The organism is Kitasatospora sp. NPDC086791, from assembly GCF_040685975.1.
GTDB lineage: Bacteria > Actinomycetota > Actinomycetes > Streptomycetales > Streptomycetaceae > Kitasatospora.
The window spans coordinates 160373-175940 of the sequence record NZ_JBFBOC010000005.1 but is presented as its reverse complement, the minus strand read 5'-3'; the positions used below and the strand labels follow the sequence as shown (position 1 = coordinate 175940).

Here is a 15568-nt window from a genome sequence, read left to right as displayed (position 1 = left end):
GCGTCACCACCCAGTGGTACACACGTGCGATGAGAACCTTCCGGGCCGCCCGCCCACGCATCCTGCTGACCGCCGTGGCGGCAGGCACCCTCCTCCTCACCACGGCCTGCGACCACAGTGCCGAGCCGGCCCAGGACCGGGCCGCCGGCACCTCCGCACCCGCCGCCGCGAGCCCCGCGGCCACCCCGGCCCCGACCGCCCGGCCCGCCGGCGAGGCCGACCCGGCCCTCAAGCCCTTCTACGGCCAGCGGATCACCTGGGCGGACTGCCCGGCCGACCCCCAGGCCGAGAAGGCCAGGATCGACATCAGCGCGCTGACGTGCGGCCGGCTGCACGTCCCGCTCGACTACGCCAGCCCCGGTACCGACGCGATCGACCTCGCGCTGATCAAGTACCCGGCCGCCAAGCCGGACCAGCGGATCGGCTCGCTGATGGTCAACCCGGGCGGCCCCGGCGGCTCCGGCGTCGAGATGGTCAAGTACGGCACCAAGGACTTCGTCGGAGCCCTGCACAACCGCTTCGACGTGATCGGCTTCGACCCCCGCGGCACCGGCGACAGCTCCCCGGTCGTCTGCTACGACGACAAGCAGCACGACGCCGTCGAGCAGCAGGACGAGCCACTGGACCCGGCCGAGCGCAAGGCCGCGCACGTCAAGCAGTCCACCGACCACGCCGCCGCCTGCCAGGCCAGGTCCGGGAAAATGCTGCCCTTCGTCGGCACCCGCAACACCGCCCGCGACCTGGACGTGCTGCGCGCGGTCGTCGGCGACAAGAAGCTCGACTACCTGGGCATCTCCTACGGCACCTACCTCGGCGCCCTCTACGCCGAGGAGTTCCCGGGGAACACCGGCCGGCTGATCCTCGACGGCGCCGTCGACCCGGCCCAGGACACCCTCGACCACGGCGTCGACCAGCAGGTCGGCTTCGAGAAGTCCTTCGAGCGCTTCGCCGCCGACTGCGTCCAGAACCACGCCGACGAGTGCCCGCTCGGCAAGGACAAGGACGCGGCCGCCAAGAAGGCCGCCGACTTCCTGGACAGCCTGCACGACAGCCCGCTCACCACCAAGGACGGCCGCAAGCTCGGCCGCGACCTGGCCTGGACCGGCACCATCCAGACGCTCTACGGCGACGAGAAGACCTCCTGGCAGTACCTGCGCGCCGCCCTCGGCATGGCGATGAAGATGAAGCGCGGCGACCTGCTGCTGGCCTTCGCCGACGAGTACAACGGCCGCGACGAGAACGGCCACTACAGCCCGATGGAGGAGTCCAACGGCGCGATCAGCTGCGCCGACGCCGCCCGCCCCGCACCCACCCCCGAGCACGCCAAGGCCGCCGTGGACCGGCTGCGCGCCGAAGCGCCGCTGCTGTCCAAGGGCGTCACGGTGGACGACTACAGCGAGCCCGGCTGCGCCTACTGGCCGTTCAAGACGCAGGAGAAGCCGCACACCATCCGGGCCGAGGGCAGCGCCCCGATCCTGGTCGTCGGCTCCACCGGCGACCCGGCCACCCCGTACGCCTCGGCCGAGTCGCTGGCCAAGGGCTTCGCCAACGCCACCCTGCTCACCCGGGTCGGCGAGGGCCACGGCGCCTTCGGCAAGGGCAACACCTGCATCGACCGGGCCATGGAGGCCTACCTGACCGAGGGCACCGTGCCGGCCGCCGGCACCCGCTGCACCTGAGGTGACCACGGCGGATTAGCAGAGCGAGATGGGGAGGGCGATGACGCGAAGGTGTCAACGTCACAACTTGATAGCTCGTCCGGATGAATTCGGCGCGCGCCCTCCCCAACTGATGACGGCTCAACTACTTTGGAGATGCCGCCCGACCGGCGCCGATCGCCTCTCCGCGGCCCCGCACTCCACCTACTCCACCACCCCACCCTCACCGGCACCTTCCCGCCCTCACGAGGAGGACCCGCTGGCCAGCGACATCCCGTCACAGCGGCTCGACGTCAGCACAGAGCCGACCCTCCTCGGGTTGCACCGCTTCAACGAGGCCGACGCCGGCGCCGCCGAGGAGGCCCTGCTGGCCTGCTGCGGCAGCCACCGCTGGGCCCTGCGACTCACCGCGCACCGGCCGTACCCCGACATAGAGTCCCTGCTGGCCGCCGCCAGCGAGGCCTCCTACGACCTCCGCCCGGCCGACCTCGCCGAGGCGCTGGCGGACGAGAGCTGGATGCCGCAGCCGCTGCTCGGCATGCGGGCCCCCGGCAGCCAGGCCGCGCACACCGCGCTGCGGGCGGCGCACGCCGCGTACGAGGCCCGGTTCGGCCACGTCTTCGTGGTCTGCCTGGAGGGCGTCGCCCCGGAGGAGATGCTCGACACCGTGCTCTCCTCCATCCGCACCCGCCTGGCCAACGACCCGGACGAGGAGCGGCTGACCGCGGCGGACGAGCTCCGCCGGATCGCCCTCACCCGGCTGGAGCACCTGGTCGCCACCCATTCGGAGGCCGGAGCACGCTGAACCGGTCCCCCCTCCCCTCCGCGTTTCCTCCGTGCGGGTGAATCCGCCCGTACGGAGGAATCCGGCCCCTCGCGCCCCGCACCCTCCGGTGCGGGGCGCGAGCGCGTGGTGACCCTGGGTGTCGAATTCCGCCGCGGTTCCCGCCGCACTAGGCCAGAAGTGCCTGATTGATCACACCTGGGGCCCCCGGAGGCGGCAGGCGAGAAGGCGTCGATAGGATGCTCGCGGCCGGTGGACCGTACCCGGCCGGGCTGACCGACACCGAAGCCGGCCGAGCCCCCAATCGCTTCCGGAGGGTTTTTCCGTGCCGGCTGGAACGCTGTACCGCGGCCGGGAAGGCATGTGGAGCTGGGTGGCTCATCGAGTCACCGGCGTCCTCATCTTCTTCTTCCTGTTCGCCCACGTCCTGGACACCGCACTGGTGCGGGTGTCGCCGGAGTCCTACGACACCGTCATCCAGACGTACAAGACTCCCCTCGTGAACCTGATGGAGTACGGCCTGGTGGCCGCCATCCTGTTCCACGCCCTGAACGGCCTGCGCGTCGTCGCGGTGGACTTCTGGTCCAAGGGCCCGAAGTACCAGAAGCAGATGCTCTGGACCGTGGTCGGCGTCTGGGTCGTGCTGATGGCCGGCTCCTTCTACGGGATCCTGCAGCACACGCTGATCTCCTGGTTCGGGAAGTGAGCTGAGACATGTCCACGGAATACTCCGACGCCGTCGTGGTGCCCTCCAAGCAGGCGCACACCGGCAAGGGCCTCGGCACCGGCAACCCGGCCGACGCGTTCGTCATCGAGCCGCCCCGCCAGCGGACCAAGAAGACCCCGCGCCGCACCCGCACCAACTTCGAGATGCTGGCCTGGCTCTTCATGCGCCTGTCCGGTGTCGTCCTGGTCGTGCTGATCCTCGGCCACCTGATCATCATGCTGCTGCTCGACGGTGGCGTCTCCAAGATCGGCTTCGCCTTCGTGGCCGGCCGTTGGGCCTCGCCGTTCTGGCAGGGCTGGGACCTGCTGATGCTGTGGCTCGCCATGCTGCACGGCGCCAACGGCATGCGTCAGGTCATCAACGACTACGCCGAGAAGGACTCGACCCGGCTCTGGCTCAAGGGACTCATGGGTACCGCCACGGTCTTCACCGTGCTGCTCGGCACCCTGGTGATCTTCACCTTCGACCCCAACATCTGAGCCGCGAGCACCATCGACCATCGGCAGAGGCCAGAGGCGAGTTAACCCCCCATGCAGATTCACCAGTACGACACCGTCATCGTCGGCGCCGGCGGCGCCGGCATGCGTGCGGCCATCGAGTCCACGCAGCGCAGCCGCACCGCCGTCCTGACCAAGCTCTACCCGACCCGGTCCCACACCGGCGCGGCCCAGGGCGGCATGTGCGCCGCGCTGGCCAACGTCGAGGAGGACAACTGGGAGTGGCACACCTTCGACACGGTCAAGGGCGGTGACTACCTGGTCGACCAGGACGCCGCCGAGATCATGTGCAAGGAGGCCATCGACGCCGTCCTCGACCTGGAGAAGATGGGTCTGCCCTTCTCCCGCACCGAGCAGGGCCGGATCGACCAGCGCCGCTTCGGCGGCCACTCCCGCAACCACGGCGAGGCCCCGGTCCGCCGTTCGTGCTACGCGGCCGACCGCACCGGTCACATGATCCTCCAGACGCTGTTCCAGAACTGCGTCAAGCACGGCGTCGAGTTCTTCAACGAGTTCTACGTCCTCGACCTGCTGATCAACGAGGGCAAGACGGCCGGCGTCGTCGCCTACGAGCTGGCCACCGGCGAGATCCACGTCTTCCAGGCCAAGTCGGTCGTCTTCGCCTCCGGCGGCACCGGCAAGTTCTTCAAGGTCTCCTCCAACGCCCACACCCTCACCGGTGACGGCCAGGCCCTGGTCTACCGCCGCGGCCTGCCGCTGGAGGACATGGAGTTCTTCCAGTTCCACCCGACGGGCATCTGGCGCATGGGCATCCTGCTCACCGAGGGCGCCCGCGGCGAGGGCGGCATCCTGCGCAACAAGGACGGCGAGCGCTTCATGGAGCGCTACGCCCCGGTCATGAAGGACCTCGCGTCCCGTGACGTCTGCTCCCGCGCGATCTACACCGAGATCCGCGAGGGCCGCGGCTGCGGCCCGGACGGCGACCACGTCTACCTCGACCTGACCCACCTGCCGCCGGAGCAGCTGGACGCCAAGCTCCCGGACATCACCGAGTTCGCGCGCACCTACCTCGGCATCGAGCCCTACACGGACCCGATCCCGATCCAGCCCACCGCGCACTACGCCATGGGCGGCATCCCGACCAACGTCGAGGGTGAGGTCCTGCGCAACAACACCGACGTCGTCCCGGGCCTGTACGCGGCCGGCGAGGTCGCCTGCGTGTCCGTGCACGGCGCCAACCGCCTCGGCACCAACTCGCTGCTCGACATCAACGTGTTCGGCCGTCGCGCGGGCATCGCCGCCGCCGACTACGCCAACGCGCACGAGTTCGTCGAGCTGCCCGAGAACCCGGCCGACAAGGTCCAGGCCCTGGTCGACGGCCTGCGCGAGGGCACCGGCACCGAGTCCGTGGGGCAGATCCGCAAGGAGCTGCAGGAGACCATGGACACCAACGCCATGGTGTACCGCACCGGCGCCACCCTGAAGCAGGCGGTCGAGGACATCGCCGCGCTGAAGGAGCGCTACAAGAACGTCTCCATCCAGGACAAGGGCTTCCGCTACAACACGGACCTGCTGGAGGCCGTCGAGCTGGGCAACCTGCTCGACCTGGCCGAGGTGCTGGCCGTCTCCGCGCTGGCCCGCGAGGAGTCCCGCGGCGGCCACTACCGCGAGGACTTCCCGACCCGTGACGACGTGAAGTTCATGCAGCACACCATGGCGTACCAGGAGGTCGCCGCCGACGGCAGCACCTCCATCCGCCTCGACTACAAGCCGGTCGTCACGACCCGCTACCAGCCGATGGAGCGTAAGTACTGATGAGCACTCCGACCGTGGAGACGCACTCGGCCGCTCTGGACGCGGTCGAAGCCGGTGCCGTCCAGCCGATCACCGTCACCTTCCGGATCCGCCGGTTCAACCCGGAGGAGCACCCGGACCCGGTGTGGGTCGACTACCAGCTGACGATGGACCCGAAGGAGCGCGTCCTCGACGCGCTCAACAAGATCAAGTGGGAGCAGGACGGCACCCTCACCTACCGCCGTTCCTGCGCCCACGGCATCTGCGGCTCCGACGCCATGCGGATCAACGGCCGCAACCGGCTGGCGTGCAAGACCCTGATCAAGGACGTCGACCCGGAGAAGCCGATCACGATCGAGGCCATCAAGGGCCTCACGGTCCTCAAGGACCTGGTCGTGGACATGGACCCGTTCTTCCAGGCTTACAAGGACGTCATGCCGTTCCTCATCACCAAGGGGAACGAGCCGACCCGCGAGCGCCTGCAGTCCGCCGAGGACCGCGAGCGCTTCGACGACACCACGAAGTGCATCCTGTGCGCCGCGTGCACGTCGTCCTGCCCGGTGTTCTGGAACGACGGCCAGTACTTCGGCCCGGCCGCCATCGTCAACGCGCACCGCTTCATCTTCGACTCGCGCGACGAGGGCGCCGAGCAGCGCCTGGAGATCCTCAACGACCGCGAGGGCGTGTGGCGCTGCCGCACCACCTTCAACTGCTCCGAGGCCTGCCCGCGTGGCATCGAGGTCACCAAGGCGATCCAGGAAGTCAAGCGGGCGCTGGTCACCCGCCGTTTCTGATCCCCGCCTGACACGTGAAGAGGCCCCCGCCCGATCCTCGGATCGGGCGGGGGCCTCTTCACGTCACTTCAGGGCGCCGGCGTCGGCCGGGTCGCTCCAGCCGCTGAAGTACGCCAGGTGCCGGTCGGCCGTGACGGCCCACAGGTCGGGCAGGCCATCGCCGTCCACGTCGCCCGAGCTGCCGAGCGTCGGGTACTCGGCGACGGTGAAGCCCTTCGCGACGACGTCCGCCTTCGGGTCGGCGAGGGCGGAGAAGTCGAAGGTGCCGTCGGCCTTCTTGGCGATCGGGTAGGCGTGCAGGTCACCGGTGGCCCGCTCGCGGGCCCACAGGGTGAGGTTGCCGGTCGAGTCCGGGCCCGGGGCGATCAGGTCGTAGCCGGCCCAGGCGCCGTCGGAGGTGAGCTGGCGGGCGGTCCGCAGCCGGTAGAAGAGGCCGGGGTTGGCGAACAGCCAGAGGTTGCCGTCCTCCACGGTCACCAGGGAGGAGACCATCCGGCTGTCCAGCGAGCCGACCAGGGCGATCTGGTCGGCCTTGTGCCAGTCGGTGGCGAAGCCGGCCGGGCAGGCGGCGGCCGTGCCGGCCGCGTTCTGGCAGGCGGACGGCCGGGAGATCACCGACGGGTACCCGGTGAACGAGGCGTAGTCCCGGTTGTTGTAGAGGTACAAGGCCGGCGAACCGATCGGGTGCATCAGCAGGTCGTCCATCGGCGCGTGCGCGTTGGCGTCCCAGCCGCGGTGGGCCACCTGGACGTTGGACCACGAGGTCTGGTTCGGCGACAGGGCGGCCCGGATCACGGCGGACGGGGTGGTGTCGCCCGAGTTGCCGCTGAGGATCTGGAGGTTGCCCCCGGCGTCCGGCAGCAGGACGTCCGGGACGCCGTCCCCGTCGACGTCGCCGAGCGCCTTGGGCGGGTTCTGGTTCCACGGGGCGTAGAAGGTGTAGCCCGCCCCGCCGACGTTGCCCGCGTTGTCGATCACCTGGACGTTGAGGATGTTGGTGCCCCAGTTCAGGACCCGCAGGCTGACGGTCGCGGTGCCGTCGTCCTCCGGGACGACGGCACCGGGCGAGTCGCAGCCGCCGACGCCGAGGTCGCCCCAGCCGTACCGGATGCAGGCGACCCCGGAGGCCTCGCCGCCGGCCGGCACCGGGTCGGTGGTCTTGACCACGAAGGTGCCGAACTGGCCCGCGAACTTGGGGGCGGTTCCGCTCGACGGGAAGTCGGTCGAACCGACCGTGGCGGTCGGGCTGGTGGTGTCCACCGTGAAGTGGCAGTCCGCCGACGGAGCGGAGAGCTGGGTGTCCTGGAGGGCCCAGGCGTGCCAGGCGTAGCTGTGCCCGTCCAGCAGGCCGGGGACGTTGAGGGCGGCCGACTGGCCGAAGCCCGCCTGGGCATCCCCGGTGAACACCGGGTCCTCGGCGCCGGTGGTCACGTCCCAGACGCCGAACCGGGCGCCGGTGCCGGTGACCTTGACGTTGAGCGTCGGCCCGTTGACGCTCCGGCCGATCCAGGTCGGATCGGCCGCCGAGTCACAGGCGCTGACGTGGGACGAGTCGACGCCCTGGTTGGTGCCGAGGACGGCCGGCGCGGTGTCGGCCATGGCCGCCGTCGGTGTGGTGAGCAGCCCGGCCGCGAGGGCAGCCGTGGTGACCCCGCCGAGTCTGCGGGCACGCGAAAGTTTCATGAAGGATCCCCACCCCTGTGATCAGCGCGTCCGGCACGCGCGTGAGAGCGGTGAGGATCTTGCCAGGAGAGACCGACAGCGGCAACGGGATTGGGCGGTCAGTCCGTGACCGGTGCCCGGCGGGTGGCGCGCAGGCCGCGGACGCCGACGGCGCCGACGGCGATGCCGAGGACGAAGGAGGTGACGGCGAGGAGGAGGTGGATCCAGAAGAAGGCGGTGGGCTGGGAGTGGTCGCCGTTGGTGAAGGCCTGGCCGCCGGAGTCCTTCCACAGGTTCTTGACGAAGGTGGTCCAGATCATGATCGACCAGACTCCGAAGGCGGTCAGGAACCAGGAGGTGCGGCGGCTGAGCTTCATGGGTGGTCCTCGGCGGGGGTGTGAAGGCGGTGTGCGTCCCCAGTATGCGCGGGCCGCCGATCGGCGTACGGCGGGCCCCTCCTGCGGAGGACGGGCCCGGCGCGGCGGACGCCGGGGGCCCGGAATGGGTACGGTCTGCTGGTGCCCACTCCCCGTCACACGTTCGCGCGCCTGTGCACCGCGGTCACCGCGGCCCTTCCGGTCCTGCTCATCGCCCCGGTGGCGGTCGCGGCCCCGCAGCAGCCGCCCCCGTCGGCCGCGGTCGGCGGTGAGCGGCTCGGGAGCCCGGGGGTCCAGCTCGCCCCGCTGGCGGGGGCCCCGGCGCTGCCGACCGGTCTCACCGGCCAGTCCTGGATGGTGTCCGACGCGACGTCGGGCGAGGTGCTGGCGTCCTACAACCCGCATCTCAAGCTGCCTCCGGCCAGCACCCTGAAGATCCTCTTCGCGGACACCGTGCTGCCGAAGTTCGACCGCAACGCGGTGCACCGGGTCGCCGACGAGGAGATCCAGGGGATCGGCGCCGGCAGCAGCCTGGTCGGCATCAAGGAGAACCTGGAGTACCGGGTCGAGGACCTGTGGCGCGGGGTGTTCCTGAGCTCGGGCAACGACGCCGTGCACGTCCTGTCGCACATGAACGGCGGCATCCAGCAGACCGTCGCCGAGATGCAGGCGCGCGCCGAGGCGCTGCAGGCGCGGGACACCCGGGTGGTCTCCCCGGACGGCTACGACATGGACGGCCAGGTCTCCTCGGCCTACGACCTCTCGCTGTTCGCCCGGGCCGGCCTGCGCAACGCGGACTTCCGGGCGTACTGCGCCACCCGGGACGCGATGTTCCCGGGCGCCGTCGACAAGAACACCGGCCAGCGCGGCAGCTTCGGGATCGCCAACACCGACCGGCTGCTGGGCAAGTACCCCGGGCTGATCGGAGTGAAGAACGGCACCACCACCAACGCCGGTTCGACCTTCGTCGGGGCCGCCGAACGCGACGGGCGCACCCTGCTGGTGACGGTGATGCACCCGGCGAGCTACCAGAAGGTCTACGACGAGACGGCGGCCCTGCTGGACTGGGGCTTCGCCGCGGCCGGCAAGGTCCAGCCGGTCGGCAAGCTGGTCGACGAGCTCCCGCCGGCCGGCGCCGAGCCGAGCGGCCAGGCCGGCGGTACCGCCGGCGCGCCCGCGCCGCCGCACCCCTCCCCGGCCGGCGCCGAGCCGGCCGCGTCCGCCGCCCCGGCCGGGGACGACGGGCTCGGGCTCCTCGGCTGGTCGGCCGTCGGGCTGGCCGGGGCCGGGGCCGGGTACGGCGCGCTGGTCCTGCGGCGGCGGCGCTCCGCCGACTGATCGGGCGTCCGGCGGGTGGGTCCGGCCTCAGTCCTGGGGCCGGGCCCTTCCGTTCTCCGCGGCCTCCGCTTCGGTCCTGGCCTCGGTCGTCGGCCCGGTCGTCGGCCCGGTCGTCGGCCCGGTCCGCTCCGGGTGCGCCGCGGGCTTCCCGGCCTCCGCCTCGTCGGCCCGGGCCTCCGCCCGGTCGGCCGCCTCCAGCAGCGCCCGCCCGTGCGCCCTGGTCCGCTCCCGGGCGGCCACCGGGTCGGCCGTCGCCGTCCAGGCCACGCAGTACATCAGCAGCCGGCAGACGAAGTTGATCCACAGCAGCAGCGCGACCGGGGTCGCGAAGGCGCCGTACAGGCTCCGCCCGGCGACCGAGCCGAGGTAGGAGGCGATCAGGACCTTCAGCAGTTCGAAGCCGACCGCGCCGATCAACGCGCCCCGCAGGACGTCCCGGCGGCGCTGGCCGGTGATCCCCGGGAAGGGCCCCAGCAGGTAGGCGAACAGCAGCGTGTCGCACCCTATGGCGATCAGCACGCCGACGCCGGTGAGCAGGTAGCCGCTGCCGAGGCCGATCGCCGCGGCGATCCGCCCGGCCAGGGTCGTCCCGGCGGCGGAGGCGGCGAGCGACAGCAGCGACACCAGGCCGAGGCCGCCCAGCACCACGACGTCCCGGGCCTTGCGCAGCACCGGGTTGCCCTCTTCGTCCGGCAGCTGCCACAGGTCCCGGATCGAGGTGCGCATGGTGTCCACCCAGCCGAGGCCGGAGATCAGCAGCAGCGCCCCGCCGACCAGCCCGACCGTGCCCGCGCTGGCCACCAGGGACGGCAGGTCGAGCGCGTCCGAGATGCCCGGCAACTGGTCGGCGATGCGCTCCTGCAGGTCGTGCACCCGGCTGTCGCTGAGGGTCGCGACGGCGATCGCCAGGCCCACGGTGAGCAGCGGGAAGAGGGCCAGGAAGCCGAAGAAGGTGACGGCGCCGGCCAGCCGGTTGCCGCGGGCCGCGGAGAAGTACTCGTACACCCGGTACGGGCGGCTGCGCAGCACCCGGGTGACGAGCGGGCCGATGACCGGAAGGCGGGTCAGGAAGTCCACCCGACCGGTTATACCGGCCCGTCCCCCGAATGGTCGTCAGGCGCGGGGCCCGGTTCGGGGAGCCGGGCCGGGGCCGGGGCCCTACCGCCGGACGAGCCGACGGGCCTTCGCGAGGGCGCGGACGGCCTGGTAGGCGCCGTAGCGGCCGTGACCGAGCAGTTCGGTGCGCACCCCGTCCACGCCGGCGGGCGGTCGGTAGTCGGCCGGGCGCAGCCGGGCGCAGTGCGCGGCGGCGCGGCGGAAGTACTCGCGGCGGTCGCCGGCCGGGACCCGGCCGGGCTTGGAGACCACGGTGTTGAGGTGGTGCAGCATCCGGCCGTAGACGACCGGGCGCCAGTGGTCCAGGTCGGGGCGGCGGTCGAGGAAGGAGAAGACCAGGTCGTACTGGGCGAAGACGTCGAAGTGCTTGCGGCTGGCGGTGGCCAGGATGTTGCCGCCCTCCTGGCGCTGGCGGTAGTGCACGCCGACCCGGTCGAGCAGGGTGATCCGGCCCGCGGCGAGCAGTGCCGGGTACGTCCAGGGGGTGTCCTCGTAGTAGCCGGCCGGGAAGACCAGCCGCTGCTCGGTGATGAAGTCGCGGCGGTAGGCCTTGTTCCAGACGACCTGGAGCAGGTCGAGGAGGTCGGGGCGGGCGCCGAGGTCGAAGACGTCCGGGGAGGCGACGCCGAAGACGTGCGCGGAGGCGGCCCGGGTGATCCGGCCGTCGGCGTAGGTGCGGGCGTAGTCGTAGACCAGGACGTCCGGGTCGCCGGTGGCGGCGAGCCGCGCGTCGACGGCGCCGAGCAGGCCGGGGGTGAGGGTGTCGTCGCTGTCGAGGAAGACGACGTAGTCCCCGGTGGCGACCTCCAGGCCGGCGTTGCGGGCCCGGCCGAGGCCGACGTTCTCCGGCAGGTGCAGCACCCGGACCCGGGGGTCGGCGGCGGCGGCCTCGTCCAGCAGGGCTCCGCAGCCGTCCGGGGAGCGGTCGTCCACCGCGATCAGTTCGAGGTCGGGGCCGTCCTGGGCGAGGACCGAGTCGAGGCACTCGGCGAGGTAGTCCTGGACCTTGTACACGGGGACGATGAGGCTGAAGCGGGGCACGGGCCCAGCGTAGTGGCCCCGGGGCGGCCCCGGTCCCGGAGGTAGGATCGGCTCGCACGTACGCACCGATCGAAGTGCGGTCAGGCCCCCAACGGGCTGCCACGCTCCTTCCCCAGAAAGGCCTGCGTAGCCGATGGCTCCCCGCCTCTCCATCGTCGTTCCGATCTACAACGTCGAGCGTTATCTCGTCGAGTGCCTCGACTCGATCGCCGCCCAGACCTTCACGGACTTCGAGTGCGTCATGGTCGACGACGGTTCGAAGGACGACAGCGCGGCGCTCGCCGAGGCGTACGCGGCCAAGGACTCGCGCTTCCGGCTGGTCCGTCAGGTGAACAAGGGCCTCGGCGCGGCCCGCAACACCGGCATCCGGCACATCGACCCGGACGCCGAGTTCCTGTGCTTCGTGGACAGCGACGACTCGATGCCGCCGAGCGCGTACGAGCTGATGATCAACACGCTGGAGGAGACCGGCTCGGACTTCTGCACCGGCAACGTGCTGCGCTTCCGCGCCGTGGGCTACTACCAGTCCGGCGGCCACGTGAAGCCGTTCAAGGAGACCAGGCTCAAGACCCACATCACCGAGGTCCCGGCGCTGGTCACCGACCGCACCGCGTGGAACAAGGTGTACCGCCGCTCCTTCTTCGACGCGGCCGACCTGCTCTACCCCGAGGGCATCCTGTACGAGGACGCGCCGGTCAGCGTGCCGCACCACTACCTGGCCACCAGCGTGGACGTGCTCTCCGAGCCGATCTACCACTGGCGCGAGCGCGAGGTCGGCGAGATGTCGATCACGCAGATGCGCACCAACCCGAAGGGCCTGATCGACCGCGTCGCCTCGGTCGAGCTGGTCCGCGGCTGGCTGAAGAAGCAGACCGAGCCGCGCTTCGCCCAGTACCTGCGCTCCTACGACGAGAACACCCTCGTCGAGGAGATCCCGATGTTCTTCTGGTCCGTCGTGGACGGCGACCAGGAGTACCGGGCCGCCTACGTCCAGCACGTCAGCCGGCTGCTCCGGTCGATCGGCCCCGAGCAGGTCCGCAAGCTGCGCGCGCCGCTGCGGCTGAAGTACCACCTGACCCTGGCGGGCCGGGTGGACGAGCTGGTCGACCAGATCAAGTACGAGGGCGAGAGCGGCGGCGGTGTCCAGGCCCGCGGTCTGCTGCGCCCGTACGCCGACTACCCGTTCCTGCGCGGCGGGCGCAAGAGCGTGCCGGCCGGCGTGCTCAAGCTGGACAACTCGCTGGTCATGCGCAGCCGGCTGTACGAGAGCGCCTGGGTGGGCGGGAAGCTGCAGCTGACCGGGCACGCGTACCCGGAGCAGCTGGGCGCGGCCAACAAGCACGACATGGTCCGCACGCTGGTGCTGCGCGAGACCAAGGGCCGCCGGGTGATCGCGGTCCCGATGAAGACCACGTACAGCCCCGAGGCCACCGCCAGCTGCAACCACGACCTGTACAGCTGCGACTGGTCCGGCTTCACCGTCTCGCTCGACCCGAAGAAGCTGAAGCACCGCGGTCAGTGGAAGGACGGGCACTGGCGCTTCCTGGTGGCCGGCGCGGGCAAGGGCGGGGTGTACAAGGGCCGGATCTCGGCCGGCTGGAGCGACACCGCGCTGTACGTCCCGTCGCACTGGGTCGAGCCGGACGTGCGGATCGTGCCGTGGGTCCGCGACAACTTCGTCTACCTGCGGGTGGAGACGGTCAAGGCCCGGGTGACCGGCCTGGCCGCGCACGCCGGCCGGGTGGAGGTCTCGGGCGCGGCCCGCTCCGGCGCGAGCTTCGCCGGGGCCCGGCTGCAGCTCACCCACACCGAGTCGGACCGTGAGGTCACCGTCCCGGTGGAGCTGGGTGCGCCGGTCGGCTCGCTGCAGCCCTTCACCGCCTCCTTCGAGGTCGCCGAGCTGACCGCCGTCCGCGAGGCCTGGGCCGAGCTGGACCCGGTGGCCGCCGAGCGCGCCCGCGACCGCTGGGACACCACGCTGCTGCTGGCCGACGGCAGCGTCGTCCCGCTGGCCTGGGACGAGCGCAACGCGCCCGAGCAGCTGCACCTGCCGCTGAACCCGGAGGCCCCGGCGGGCCTGCGCCGGGCGCTCTACTCCAAGCCCTCCCCCGGCGGCTACCTGCAGTTCTCCGATCAGCTGCTGCAGCCGCTGGTGGACGAGGTGTCGGCACGCGGCGCCGACGGCTTCCTGCTCAGCGGCTCGTTCCCGCTGCCCGGCGCGCACCGCTGGGAGCTGGTGGTCCGTCACCACTGGCGCGAGGAGGAGCACGTCTACCCGGTGGAGATCTCGGACGGCCGGTTCCGCACCGCGCTGCCCGCCGTGCCGACGGCCTCGTTCGCCGGCCGGGTGCCGTTCGCCAAGGGCACCTGGGACGTCTACTTCCGCCAGATCGGCGCGCCGGTCGAGAAGCTGACCGACGCCTCCGCGCAGGTCACCCCGGCGTGCTTCGAGGCGCTGCCGCTGGAGGTCGAGTCCCGCGGCAAGCGCATCGTGCTGGAGCGCCGCTACCACGACGGCCTGTCGCTGGAGGCGCACGCGGCGCTGCTGCCCGAGGAGCGGTCCGGCTACCGCCAGCGCCAGCTGCGCAGCGTCGACTACCCGGCCGCCCGCCGGCTGCCGGTGCGCGACACGGTGCTGTACAACGCCGGCAACGGCAGCATGTACGCCGACTCGCCGCGGGCCGTCCACGAGGAGCTGGTCCGCCGCGGCCTGACCCTGGAGCACCTGTGGGGCAGTGACGACATGCAGGTCGAGCTGCCGCAGAGCGCGACGGCGGTCCGGCTGTGGAGCCCGGAGTGGTTCGAGGCGCTGGCCACCGCCAAGTACATCGTGACCAGCACCCACCTGCCCGACTTCTTCGTCCGCCGTCCCGGCCAGGTGGTGGTGCAGACCTGGCGGGGCAGCCCGCTGAAGCAGGTCGGCTTCGACTTCGAGAAGGTCTGGTTCACCGACTCCAACTACCTCAAGGGCCTGGCCCGGGAGGTCCCGAACTGGAGCCTGCTGGTGGCCGGCAACAGCTGGTCGGCCCCGGTGCTGCGGCGCGCCTTCGACTTCAAGGGCGAGATCCTGGAGAGCGGTTCGCCGCGGAACGACCTGCTGTTCGCGGCCGACCGGGAGAAGACCGCCGAGCAGGTCCGGGAGCGGCTCGGTCTGCCCGAGGGCAAGAAGGTCGTGCTCTACGCGCCGACCTGGCGCGAGGACCGGCGCAGGCCGCAGGGCGGTTACCAGATCGACCTGCGGATCGACATGGCGGCGGCCAAGGCCGCGCTCGGCGACGACCAGGTGCTGCTGGTCCGCCGGCACACCATGATGTGCGGCCAGATCCCGGGCGCCGGCAACGGCTACATCTGGGACGTCGGCAGCTACCCCGACATGGCGGAGCTGCTGCTGATCGCCGACGTGCTGGTGACCGACTACTCGTCGAGCGCGTTCGACTTCGCGTCGACGGGCAAGCCGATGTTCTTCTTCACCCACGACCTGGAGCACTACCGCGACAACCTGCGCGGTTTCAGCCTGGACTTCGAGGCGGAGGCGCCCGGCCCGCTGCTGGCCACCTCCGAGGAGCTGGTCTCCGCGCTCGGCCGGGTGGACGAGGTCGCGGCCGAGTACGCGGACAAGGCCGCCGCGTTCCGTGAGAAGTACTGCGACCTGGACGACGGCAAGGCCGCGGCCCGGGTGGTCGACGCGATGCTCCGTACGGAGTAGCCGCCCCGAACGCCCCGGGAGGCGCCCGGCACCACTGGTGCCGGGCGCCTCCCGCTTTTCCGGGAGCCACCCGGGCCGGGAACCGGGGAACCGCCGGGAAAATCGGGGAACCA

12 protein-coding genes are annotated in these 15568 nt (G+C 71.4%); 8 read left to right on the top strand and 4 right to left on the bottom strand.

Translation table 11 applies throughout. The features are described from left to right. The first annotated feature begins 29 nt into the window (after positions 1-29). From AB0Q99_RS11090 to AB0Q99_RS11065, 6 genes are all read left to right on the top strand, one after another. On the top strand, positions 30-1679 hold the full coding sequence (locus tag AB0Q99_RS11090) for an alpha/beta hydrolase (RefSeq protein WP_363570300.1): 1650 nt from the start codon (positions 30-32) through the stop codon (positions 1677-1679). A gap of 298 nt (positions 1680-1977) precedes the next feature. Next, entirely contained in the window at positions 1978-2463 is a 486-nt protein-coding gene (locus AB0Q99_RS11085; protein WP_363570298.1) for a 2-oxo-4-hydroxy-4-carboxy-5-ureidoimidazoline decarboxylase, read from the top strand. A 304-nt stretch (positions 2464-2767) separates the two neighbouring features. After that, positions 2768-3148, top strand: a complete 381-nt coding sequence (gene sdhC / locus AB0Q99_RS11080) for a succinate dehydrogenase, cytochrome b556 subunit (protein WP_033332398.1) — start codon at positions 2768-2770, stop codon at positions 3146-3148. 8 nt (positions 3149-3156) lie between these two features. After that, complete coding sequence (gene sdhD / locus AB0Q99_RS11075; protein WP_363570296.1) at positions 3157-3648, top strand: succinate dehydrogenase, hydrophobic membrane anchor protein; 492 nt, start codon at positions 3157-3159, stop codon at positions 3646-3648. Positions 3649-3699: 51 nt separating this feature from the next. After that, positions 3700-5442 carry a succinate dehydrogenase flavoprotein subunit gene (gene sdhA / locus AB0Q99_RS11070; RefSeq protein ID WP_363570294.1) on the top strand — a complete coding sequence of 581 codons (1743 nt, stop codon included), beginning with the start codon at positions 3700-3702 and terminating at the stop codon, positions 5440-5442. Beyond that, a complete protein-coding gene (locus AB0Q99_RS11065; protein WP_363570292.1) occupies positions 5442-6215 on the top strand; it encodes a succinate dehydrogenase iron-sulfur subunit in 774 nt (257 codons plus the stop codon). The genes sdhA and AB0Q99_RS11065 overlap by 1 nt, the downstream gene beginning before the upstream one ends. 63 nt (positions 6216-6278) lie before the next feature. Here AB0Q99_RS11065 and AB0Q99_RS11060 read toward each other — a convergent pair whose 3' ends face one another. Both AB0Q99_RS11060 and AB0Q99_RS11055 read right to left on the bottom strand, forming a co-directional pair. After that, positions 6279-7898, bottom strand: coding sequence for a hypothetical protein (locus AB0Q99_RS11060; RefSeq protein WP_363570290.1), 1620 nt, complete (start codon positions 7896-7898; stop codon positions 6279-6281). A 98-nt stretch (positions 7899-7996) separates the two neighbouring features. Next, positions 7997-8254, bottom strand: a complete 258-nt coding sequence (locus AB0Q99_RS11055; RefSeq protein WP_363570288.1) for a hypothetical protein — start codon at positions 8252-8254, stop codon at positions 7997-7999. Between the two features lie 204 nt (positions 8255-8458). Between AB0Q99_RS11055 and AB0Q99_RS11050 the strand changes: the two genes are divergently transcribed. Next, the gene (locus tag AB0Q99_RS11050; RefSeq protein WP_363570453.1) at positions 8459-9592 is read left to right on the top strand and encodes a serine hydrolase; all 1134 of its coding nucleotides are present in this window, start codon (positions 8459-8461) and stop codon (positions 9590-9592) included. 27 nt (positions 9593-9619) lie between these two features. On the opposite strand, the gene AB0Q99_RS11045 is transcribed toward AB0Q99_RS11050, so the two are convergent. After that, the gene (locus AB0Q99_RS11045) at positions 9620-10669 is read right to left on the bottom strand and encodes a YhjD/YihY/BrkB family envelope integrity protein (protein WP_363570286.1); all 1050 of its coding nucleotides are present in this window, start codon (positions 10667-10669) and stop codon (positions 9620-9622) included. Between the two features lie 81 nt (positions 10670-10750). Continuing rightward, entirely contained in the window at positions 10751-11749 is a 999-nt protein-coding gene (locus tag AB0Q99_RS11040) for a glycosyltransferase (protein ID WP_363570284.1), read from the bottom strand. A gap of 133 nt (positions 11750-11882) precedes the next feature. Between AB0Q99_RS11040 and AB0Q99_RS11035 the strand changes: the two genes are divergently transcribed. After that, entirely contained in the window at positions 11883-15455 is a 3573-nt protein-coding gene (locus AB0Q99_RS11035) for a CDP-glycerol glycerophosphotransferase family protein (RefSeq protein WP_363570282.1), read from the top strand. The last annotated feature ends 113 nt before the right edge of the window (positions 15456-15568 follow it).

Bases quoted from the DNA above. Each gene is read 5' to 3' on its own strand.
- AB0Q99_RS11055 (WP_363570288.1), bottom strand. From the start codon at position 8,254: ATGAAGCTCAGCCGCCGCACCTCCTGGTTCCTGACCGCCTTCGGAGTC.
- AB0Q99_RS11035 (WP_363570282.1), top strand. From the start codon at position 11,883: ATGGCTCCCCGCCTCTCCATCGTCGTTCCGATCTACAACGTCGAGCGT.
- AB0Q99_RS11065 (WP_363570292.1), top strand. From the start codon at position 5,442: ATGAGCACTCCGACCGTGGAGACGCACTCGGCCGCTCTGGACGCGGTC.
- sdhD (WP_363570296.1), top strand. From the start codon at position 3,157: ATGTCCACGGAATACTCCGACGCCGTCGTGGTGCCCTCCAAGCAGGCG.
- sdhA (WP_363570294.1), top strand. From the start codon at position 3,700: ATGCAGATTCACCAGTACGACACCGTCATCGTCGGCGCCGGCGGCGCC.
- AB0Q99_RS11060 (WP_363570290.1), bottom strand. From the start codon at position 7,898: ATGAAACTTTCGCGTGCCCGCAGACTCGGCGGGGTCACCACGGCTGCC.
- AB0Q99_RS11090 (WP_363570300.1), top strand. From the start codon at position 30: ATGAGAACCTTCCGGGCCGCCCGCCCACGCATCCTGCTGACCGCCGTG.